The 3,896-nt window shown below is 37.6% G+C and carries 2 protein-coding genes and 1 pseudogene; 2 read left to right on the top strand and 1 reads right to left on the bottom strand.

The features are described 5' to 3' along the window. Window positions 1-1,612, bottom strand: a 1,612-nt coding sequence (locus AB685_RS27825) for a glycoside hydrolase family 13 protein (RefSeq protein ID WP_047973848.1), incomplete at its 3' end; no start/stop codon positions are given. A gap of 249 nt (window positions 1,613-1,861) precedes the next feature. On the opposite strand from AB685_RS27825, the gene AB685_RS27830 reads away from it, so the two are divergent. Together AB685_RS27830 and AB685_RS27835 are read left to right on the top strand one after the other, a co-directional pair. Further along, window positions 1,862-3,544: an alpha-glucosidase gene (locus tag AB685_RS27830; RefSeq protein WP_047973849.1), complete on the top strand. Its 1,683-nt coding sequence runs from the start codon at window positions 1,862-1,864 to the stop codon at window positions 3,542-3,544. Window positions 3,545-3,644: 100 nt separating this feature from the next. Further along, window positions 3,645-3,896, top strand: a pseudogene (locus AB685_RS27835) (ABC transporter substrate-binding protein); the annotation flags it as partial.

The following is a 3,896-nucleotide window of genomic DNA, read 5'->3' on the forward strand; positions in this document are numbered from 1 at the left end:
GATTCAGAATGAATAGAAGCTGCTGTGACTTGGTATTTTTCAAAAATACGAGCAAAGGAGAGTCACTTTGAGTAARAATAAATCGTAATTCCCCACGAGCCCCAAAAGCTTCATACTTAGTACGTAAAGAAATAATATGTTGCATATAGGCAAATAAGTCTTTGTCTTGTTTGTCATCTTCCCAAATCATGCACTCTCTACACCCAGGATCGCCATCACCTTGCATTCCGATCTCATCTCCATAATATATGCATGGTGTACCTGGCATAGCAAATTGTAGCAAAACTTGCAATTTCACTCGATATTTTTGATCGTCTGATAACGTTAGGATGCGAGGGGTATCATGGCTGCCTAAAAGGTTGAAGGCTACTTCTTGAACAGGTTTTGGATACAGATGAAGCAATTTTGTTGTCTGTTCAATGAATGTTTGTTTATCCATCGATTTCTTCCCTATATAATCCACAATTGCTGATGTAATAGGGTAATTCATAACAGCGTCAAACTGGTCACCTACTAGCCATGGCATGGAGTCGTGCCAGATTTCTCCTAATATATAAGCATCAGGTTTAATGGCTTTAACTTCTTTTCTAAAGTCTCTCCAAAATGCATGGTCAATTTCATTAGCTACATCTAAGCGCCAGCCATCTATATCAAACTCACTAATCCAGTAGGTGGCTACCTCAAGTAAATATGTCTTCACCTCAGGATGCTCAGTGTTTAATTTTGGCATCGAGGGAACAAAAGCAAATGCATCATAATTCGGTCGCTCATCTACCTTTAATGGGAATTCGTGAATATGAAACCAATCACGATAGGCTGATTCCGCACCATGCTCTACCACATCTTGAAAGGGAGCAAAATAGAATCCTGAATGATTAAAGACGGCATCTAGCATGATACGAATACCTTTTGCATGGCAACGTTCAACAAATAATTTGAATGTTTTCTTATCACCAAACTGGGGGTCAATCTCCATATAATCAATTGTATCGTATTTATGATTAGAGTGGGCTTTGAAAATAGGTGTCAAGTAAATGCCGGAAATTCCTAGGCTCTTTAAATAATCAAGGTGGTCTTCAATTCCTTTAAGATCTCCACCAAAGAAATTGGTAGGAGTCGGTTCACAGCTTCCCCATGGAAGAGTATCTTTAGGGTTGGTAGAAGGATCTCCATTTGCAAATCTTTCTGGGAAGATTTGATACCACACAGTATCCTTTACCCATTCTGGAGGGTGAAAAATATCTGCCTCATTTAAAAAAGGGAAACAAAAGTAGAAACCAGGATCACGAGGGGAGTTATTGAAGAAACCTCGTTCAGTATACGTTAATTCCTCTTCATTAGAACGTAAGTTAAAGCCATATCTTAACCTTCTAAAAGGGGGGATGACTTCTTGGAACCAATAATCAAATAAATCATCACTGCCAGTTTTTTTCATTCTTTCTTTTTGGAATATCCATCCTGTCTCGTCGCACCACTCATAAGGGTCTCCATGTATCAGTTCAACATCATCAATGTCATCTTTTTTGGTTCTTAACCGAATATGTAATGTTTTGTCATCATAGGCATAGGCAAACTCATTTTTAGGTCGGTGATACACAGCCTCTTTAAACATCAAACCCCTCCTGTTAATTGAACATTCGTTTACACTAAGCGTATGAAAACGATTTAATGATGTCAAGACGAGAATGCAAACGTTTGTCAATCGCATAAAAAATACGAAAAATTAAAATGAAAACGGTTGCCTAAATCTATGATTCTATGTATAATTACCTAAAAGCATACATGAAAGCGATTGCATATTTTTTTATCGAATTGTGCAAACGATTGCTCTAATTATGGCATAAAGGGTGTGACTTAAAAGATGAGCAAACAGTGGTGGAAAGAAAGCGTAGTCTATCAGATTTACCCTCGCAGTTTTGCAGATAGTAATGGAGATGGAATTGGAGATATCCAAGGGATTATCAGTAAATTAGATTATTTAAAGTGGTTAGGAATTGATGTGATTTGGTTAAGTCCAGTCTATGATTCACCTAATGATGATAACGGTTACGATATTCGAGATTACTATGCAATCATGAAAGAATTTGGAACCATGGATGATTGGGAGAAAATGCTTGATGAAATTCATCAGCGTGATATGAAATTGATCATGGATTTGGTTGTAAATCATTCGAGTGATGAATGTGAATGGTTTGTAAAGTCGGCATCTTCTAAAACAAGCCCATATCGGGACTATTACATATGGAGACCTGCGAAAGAGGGAGCGGAGCCAAACAACTGGGAATCACATTTTAGTGGATCAGCTTGGCGATATCATGAAAAAACGAATGAATACTTTCTCCATTTGTTTTCTAAAAAACAACCAGATTTCAATTGGGAAAATGCTTCTTTACGTCAAGAAATGTATAAAATGATGACTTGGTGGTTAGATAAAGGGATCGATGGCTTTAGGATGGATGTTATCAACATGATCTCAAAAGCCGAGGGATTACCTAACGCAGAAATATCTAAAGAGTCACCTTATCAACCTGCAGGTGATAAATTCTTGAATGGTCCAAATGTTCATACGTATTTACAAGAGATGAATGAGAAAGTTCTATCTAATTATGACATTATGACGGTCGGGGAGACACCCGGTGTAACTCCTGATGACGCAGCATTATTCACTGGGGAAGATCGAAATGAATTGAATATGGTTTTTCAATTTGATCATATGGATGTTGATTCTGGACCGGGTGGAAAGTGGGACATAAGACCTTGGAGTTTGAGGGAATTAAAACGCATTTTRGATGGCTGGCAACTGGGGTTACAAGGTAGAGGGTGGAATAGTCTTTACCTGAACAATCATGATCAACCTCGAATGGTTTCTCGTTTTGGAGACGATAAGGATTACAGAGAGAAATCGGCAAAAATGCTTGCGACTTTTCTTCATACATTGCAAGGCACTCCTTACATTTACCAAGGCGAAGAGATTGGGATGACAAATGTTCAATTCAACTCAATYGAAGACTWTCAAGATATTGAAACATTGAATATGTATCAAGATGCAATCGAGGGKAGAGGTTTAGCACATGAAGAGGTAATGAGGCAGATCTTTATTAAAGGGCGTGACAATGCTAGAACGCCGATGCAATGGGATACATCGAGTCATGGGGGCTTTACTACAGGGACACCTTGGCTACAAGTTAACCCTAATTACAAGCAGATAAACGTAGACCAAGCTAAAGAAAACCCTGATTCAATTTTACATTATTATCGTAACCTCATAAAACTTCGTAGGGAACATCCTATTATGGTTTATGGAGTGTATAGTCCACTTGATATAGAAAATGATTCAATTTATAGCTACACACGAGAGTGGCAAGGCAAAAAAATATTAGTTATTTTGAACTTCACAAAAGAAGAACAAGCTTATGAAGTTCCAAAAGAGTGGGCAAATGAAAGCGTTAAATTATTCATTAGTAATCAATCTAATAGTGAAGATCAACTCGAAGACCAAAAGATTCACTTAACTCCTTATGAAGCTCGTGTTTATTCCATGTAAGGGAGATTTTATTTTTGAAGGAGGTGATGTAAGAAAGAGCAAGGATCTATCATTCGTAACGAACTTAAAAACAATTGAAAAAGGTTAAGGGGGAAGAAAAATGAAATTGCGTTCATTCTTATTATTAGTAGTAATGGGATTAGCTTTAGCTTTCTTAGTAGCATGTGGTCCTGATCGTGAAGAAGAAGCAGCACCTGCACCATCTGAAGGTGAAGGAGAAACAGAAGGAGAAGTAACAGAGGCGGAAAAGCCAGATACATTAACAATGTGGGTAAATGATGAAGATGCACAACTTGATGCATACGAAGAAATTACAGATCGCTTTACAGAAGAAACTGGTATTAATGTAGAT

The sequence above is a fragment of the Bacillus sp. LL01 genome (genome assembly GCF_001037965.1).